This is a genomic window from Bradyrhizobium sp. USDA3010, assembly GCF_056429065.1.
The window spans coordinates 1-6,428 of record NZ_JBWJZD010000095.1; the positions used below are offsets into that span (position 1 = coordinate 1).

Annotated in this window: 2 protein-coding genes and 2 pseudogenes; all 4 read right to left on the reverse strand. The window is 58.0% G+C overall.

The window, feature by feature from the left end:
• Positions 1-864: 864 nt before the first annotated feature.
• Positions 865-1,068: pseudogene (locus AC066Y_RS42705) on the reverse strand (IS256 family transposase); the annotation flags it as partial.
• A gap of 213 nt (positions 1,069-1,281) precedes the next feature.
• On the reverse strand, positions 1,282-2,910 hold the full coding sequence (locus AC066Y_RS42710; protein WP_478279074.1) for a putative bifunctional diguanylate cyclase/phosphodiesterase: 1,629 nt from the start codon (positions 2,908-2,910) through the stop codon (positions 1,282-1,284).
• A 739-nt stretch (positions 2,911-3,649) separates the two neighbouring features.
• The gene (locus AC066Y_RS42715) at positions 3,650-5,059 is read right to left on the reverse strand and encodes a GGDEF domain-containing protein (protein ID WP_478279075.1); all 1,410 of its coding nucleotides are present in this window, start codon (positions 5,057-5,059) and stop codon (positions 3,650-3,652) included.
• Positions 5,060-6,054: 995 nt separating this feature from the next.
• A pseudogene (locus AC066Y_RS42720) lies at positions 6,055-6,428 on the reverse strand (IS256 family transposase); the annotation flags it as partial.

Sequence of the window (6,428 nt, forward strand, 5' to 3'; positions counted from 1 at the left end):
TGGCGGGCGTGGTGTTCGCGGCTGAAGGTGATGGGGTTGGCTTTGCAACCGAATCCTACGCCGCATCAGCGCTTTACACCACGCTCGCCAGCCTCTCAGGCGCCTCTGACGAATAAGACGGGCTAACGTCCTCGTCGACCCCCAGCAAAGTTGCCAAGCTGGCACAATCGCACCCCATTCAATTGCGCTCCATCATGATGCGCATCTGTGAGAGAGGCGCGTGCAGGTGAGGAAATGTTATAATTCGCGGATGAGAAATTCGAGAGCGAAAGATGTGCGACGTATATTTGGTGCAATCGAATTTATGGCGTTGATCGGCATTTTTGCGATTGTGTTTAATTACACTCAAAACGCTCTCTTTTCGGGAATAGCTGCCACGTGCGCCTGGCTGATGACTGTCGGCATCTACACCGCTCTCGCATGGTATAAGGGTTGGACGCGTATCCATCTCCGACATCTGCTGAACGGCTTCTTCTGGCCCTAACAGTTTAGGCGAGCGCGGAGAGAGGCGGTACTCCTCAAAGAGGATCGCTCCTTGGTTCACTCTAAAAAGTCACCCGCGATATCCCCTCCGTAGGGCCGGATTGTGTATACCGGCCGTGTCCGATTGCACCCCCATCGCCAGCACGGAGGAAGAATGAAATGGCGGTTGAAATAAGGAGCGACGTAAGCTCGCGGGGCATTGCGTCGATAAACGTACTGTGCGTCTGCGGGTTCGATGCAAACAGTAACGGTTAAAGCAAAAATTAGCGAAACGGGTTGTAGCAGGATCCGGAGCTTCATCGCCACCTTTCCTCCTGAGCTGTTGAACCACTTTCAGACGCAATCAAAAGCGTGTCAACGTCAATCAAGGCAGGAGAGGTCTCAGGCCCTCGTGACGTGGGCAACGGGGTTGGTCATGCGATCGTGGTGAGCTTGAAGGGTTGCACGCAGAACCGACAATTGCTTATGCGCCTTCAATCGTCGAAAGCCCTTGTTGGCCTCGATCATGCCGGCTGCGACCCATCGTAAGGCCATACCGGCATCCCGCCAGCGTTTGACGTTGCGCGTGACGCGGCGAATGGTGCCCCGGCATTTTGCGATATCCTTCGTCACCTTCGCCGTAGCGTTCTTTCTAGTAATGGGTACGTGGTTACCCACGGGTTGCCCAAAAGGTGATGAAATTTAACGCTGATCGTGCGTGAGTACGACGGTGTGTCAGAAAATGCTTGATCTTCCTGCTAGGACACCCTCGCGCGTTGCAAGCAACTTTGGTCCCCGGGTAGGACTCGAAACACCCTGTCACGATTTCACGTCTTGACGCATCTCTTCAACCGCCGTGCGGCCGGATTCGCGACTAAGCAGCGCGGGGATACCGGCGGCCGGGACGGCATCACTGAACAGATAACCTTGTCCTTCTGCGCAATCATTGGCCACCAGATAGGCCAGCTGGCCTGCGTCTTCGACACCCTCGGCCGTGGCCGTCAAACCAAATCCATTTGCAATGCCAAGGATAGCACGAACGATCACCTGACTGTCGGTACTGTCGTCGAGATGCGACACGAAGCTGCGGTCTATCTTGATCTTGTCGAGACGAAACGAAAGCAGCTGGCTAAGCGTAGCATAACCCGTACCGAAATCATCGAGCGCGATGCGGACGCCGGCTTGACGGAGTTCATCCATCACGGTCTTCGCAACCCCGGTCTTTTCCACGAACGCGCTCTCCGTAATTTCAATCTCCAGGCGGCTCGGACTGAACCCGGTTTGCCCAAGGATCGATAGAATGCGCTGTCCAAGCGCGGGGTCACGCAACTGAATTGGCGAAATATTGAAGGCAAGCGTAAACATCTCCGGCCACGTATTGGCATCAAAACAGGCGCGGCGAAAAAGCTGATCGCCAAGCGCGTTGATGAGGCCCGTTTCTTCTGCAATCGGAATAAACACGTCGGGCGGAATAGGCCCAAAAGTCCTGTTTTCCCAACGCGCCAGGGCCTCGAACCCGATGATGCAATTACTTTTGAGCGAAACGAACGGCTGGTAGTGCGGCTCGATAATATCGGCCGTTATCGCGCTGCGAAGCTCTCGCTCAATCTGGATGCGCCGCTCGACATGGATGTCCATCTCTGGTTCGAAAAAGCGAACACACGACCTGCCATCGCCTTGTGCGCGATAAAGTGCACGTTCTGCGCGCCTGACCAATTCGTGGAGATTGACGCCGTCAATCGGAGCGATGGCGATGCCAATTCCAACACCAAGCTCGGCTGACCCCGTCTCGATCGCGAAAGTGTCGCCGGCGGACGCCACAATACGGCGCGCCAGATTGGTGGGATCCTCAAGGGAGCTAATGTCTGGCATGACAATCCCGAATTCGTCGCCTCCAATCCTCGCCAGGACACCATCCGCGCGCAAGACGTCGGCGAGCCTGTTGGCAAATTCGCAAAGCGCCTTGTCCCCCGCTGCGTGGCCATGCGCGTCCTTGATTCTCTTGAAGCCCCTAAGGCCAAGCATCAGAACGGCCACCTGGTGGGTGTCGTCGGCGAGGCCAAGGCACGCATCAAGTTTTTCATCAAACAGGCGACGGTTAGGCAGGCCGGTCAATGGATCATGTCGCGCCAGATCGCGCGCTTCTGCTTCTGCAATGGTTCGTGCTTTGGTTTCTCGGGCGAGATCTCGATAGCGGCGAACACTAAAGATTGTCAGCGCAACGCTCAGAAAGAATGCGACAAACATCATGAATACGATGGCGTCGAGTGCCGAATCCGCATAGCCCCGTCCCAGCTGAAACAAACGAGGGCCAAGCTCATAAACATGCGCCAAGATCGAAGCAAGAACGACGCCCCCAAAGAGAGCGATGAAATCCCTTGTGGCAGAACTACGCCAATCGAACCAATCGGCGTGCAATACGCGCGATCGTGGATTTGACAAACTCATCACAGTCGAACCTTCGCTGACGCCGGTTATTCCAGTAAGCTCTTACAAGTAGCATAAATCCACACTTAACACCAGGTGTTGTGCGCCGATTGCCTGAACTCGACTAACGCCTCGCAAGGCCCGCGACGTAAGCGCGCCGTCGGATCGCGATTGTCGTTCCCGGCAAAAGTGGTTTGCAATCGACCCGGCAAGTTGTCACATTGGTAGCGCGGCCGAAGCCACGATTTACGCCCCCAGGATGCCGCTTCAACGCTTTGAGGGCTCTGGGGCGCACGAGTGGCAAGAGCGAATGGATGGTCCCCCGGGCGCCACTTGCTGAGCCTCCCCGGCAGACTGCATGCTCTGGAACTGAAGGGTCTGGCGTGTTAAGGTTGTTGCCGTGTATCCTCCTCGACTGGCGCTGCGCCTGCCGAGAATCGTTCCGGTTCACCCGCGCTCTCGAGGCCGGCGAGCCACCGAGAAAGCGCCTGCATAATCGCTTACCTAGCGCGGTATAGGTGACCTCCAGCAACTGCATGTTCCTGAGTTTTGAGCACGAAGAATGCGGCGCGCCTGCTCACTTAGCTTCAGGCGAATCTTGCGACCGCGAAGCCATTGTCCCGCTCGCGGCGTTGATGGATAAAGAGACTCGCTCGACCGCGTAAAGCAAGATGCGATCTACGTTGTTCGCCGCCGCGATTCCCGGGTCGCGACCATGTTGCTCGTGCAGCCTTAGGCTAGGCGCGCGAATGAACGAAGCCTACGCGGCAATCACACGATTGCGACCTTCATGTTTTGCGCGATAGAGCCGCTGATCTGCGACGTTCAGCAATCCGTCAAGCGTGTCTCCATCGCGCCCGAACTCCGACACCCCAACACTGATGGTGACGCAGACCGACGGTCGGGCTTCGACGTCGAATGCAGTGCCTTCAATCGTCGATCGTAGGCGCTCGGCTACCGCGCAAGCCGTGTCGAGCGTCGCTCCCGGCAGCAAGACCATGAATTCTTCGCCGCCCACGCGCGCGACAGAGTCGTAAGGGCGAATCGCCTCCAGACACTTTCGCACGAATGCGCGGAGCACCTCATCGCCGACGCTGTGACCACGGGAGTCATTGATATCCTTGAAATGGTCGAGGTCGAGCGACAGCAGAGATAATGGAGCACCGGTTCGTTTGGCCCGCGCGATCTCGGCGCCGATATGCTCGAGGAAGTGGCGCCGATTTCCGGCACCGGTCAGTGGGTCGGTGGCGGCAAGGCGTTCTAACCTTTGATTGCTCACCTGCACTTGCTGTAGCGCCCTTTGAGTGTCGGCCATCGACTCGGCCAGGCGGGCCATCATTTCTTCCTGGCTATAGATGGTCGAGAAGGATTGCGTCGTTCGGAATGCCTGGACAACGCCATAGCTGAGCAAGAAGAACCCGCCAGCAAAGATCGCGTGGGCGAGCCACCACATATGATTCCACGGTGCCGCCAGAATGAATGCGAGCGACGATAACGCAAACCACGCGACCGAGATGCCGAAAACAAGCATGAGCGGCGAGTGAATCCCTCGCATGAGCATGACCACGACGTTCAGCGTACTGAACACCAGTGCACCGCCCTCCATGGACAAGCGTACCGCCGGGTGTCCCGCATAGGGGGAGTAGGCGATCAATGCGACAGCTATATCCACGGTCAGGAACAGGCCGGTCCACATCAGCCATGTGCGCGCATCCGAACGCTTCTCGACCTCGTCTGATGGCTGGTTATAGCTGAGCAGCCCAACAAAGAGAAGAATCGACATCGCGAGACGCGACGCCGGTCCATAGAGCAGAAACAGCCAGATATTGCGGTGTGCCATCCTGGTGAAGGCGCCGTGCAGTAAATAGATCAATACGAAGCCGAGAAAACCCAGCGTCAACCAACGCAACAGAGGTTCGCCCGAAGACCAGTAGCAGCGCCACGTCACATAGGTGACGAACAGCCCTTCGAGGGTGGCGACGGCAATCGCGAATTCATGGAACGGGTGATTTTCGAATTTTAGCGTGGGATCCTGCTGGAAATACAGGTAGGCGATGAACTGGGCGGGCATAAGGGCAAAGGCGATGAGGAGAAGGCTCATATACGCCAGTGTGACCAGCCGGAGCGCGTTGCTCGGTTCGTGTACCGCAAGATTGGTGTTCATATGCATATACCGCCTCCCGTGATGACGTGCGGTCGTTTCATGGCCTCTTGGGCGTCCCGAGGGATACTCTGTCCCAGAGCACCTTCGGTCCTTGTGTACTACCCAGATGAAGGAACCAGGGTGCGTCGCGGCCGAAAGGCCATTCAACAACTCGGCGCCCGCGTCACCGCTGCACCGGAGCGACGGAGGCGTGAGCTTGAGCTTTCGGTCCATCTGCGGCACCCCGTCGAGCAGGCGGCGGCGCCGACAGGGTCGGCTTGTCGTTCAGCAGATTATTCCGGCTCCTGCCGCGAGTTGTCACGGTCTGCGAGGCGCTCGAAAACGCCCATCGAAAGACAAGGAAATCACGAGCCCGTTAAGGAAGGAGTCTGCGTATTACCGTACTCAACCGTCTGCCTGCCGCCCGCCGGTAGTGCCGCCGCCACAATCGGTCCGTTACTGGTTCGGCTCCGAGCCAACACGCGTAATGAGCAAAATCGTAAGCGTCAGCCCGCTTTGATTGACGAGTTTCTTGTAGGCCATCTGCGATCTCCTTCGTCTGGGATGTCCCCGCACTGCGCGACCGGGGCCGTTAGGATACCTAAGCTTGTTGAGTTGGCCGCCTGCCAAACCTTGTAGGTTCCCTAACGCAACCAGTGAGATTGGCTTGCGGCAAGGAGGAATTACTCGATCCGTCCCGGATGACGCACGAAGAGATGTCCGACGGACAAAGTAATCGCCGGTCCAGCTCTATCGGGCGCGCGGCCAGCAGCGTCGCCCATGTCCGGAGCCTCCCGACGCGGCGTGGCGCCCCGAGCGCGAGAAACGCGAGGCGCATCGGCCAGAGTGCCACGCGAAGGCACGACCGAAACGCCTTTTCTTGAATTGGTGCCGAGGCACCGTTAAGTTAACGAATTGGAGCGGCCGAGGGGGGTAGACGACCGGCATGCCGACCGCCCGGGACCCTCTTTTCTTTATCGCCGCCATCGCTTCCCACCGTGGATGTCCCGATCGGTGTTGAACTACGTCGGGCGGACGTTGCCGGAATGAATGTTACGCGGCCTCGTGACGTGGGCAACGGGCTTGATCGTCATGCGATCGTGGTGAGCTTGAAGGGCCGCACGCAGAACCGACAATTGCTTATGCGCCTTCAATCGTCGGAAGCCCTTGTTGGCCTCGATCATGCCGGCCGCGACCCATCGCAAGGCCATACCGGCATCCCGCCAGCGCTTGACGTTGCGCGTGACGCGGGGGTACAGGCGAGCGATCGACGAAGCTCCTTCGGCAGCTTCAACCGGACGACAGTCAGGATCTCGTCGAGGCCTTCGAGGATGCTGGCCGCTACGCCGGGCCATTGCTGGTCGAGTCGACGCGCGAGATCGCGGATCAATTTTTC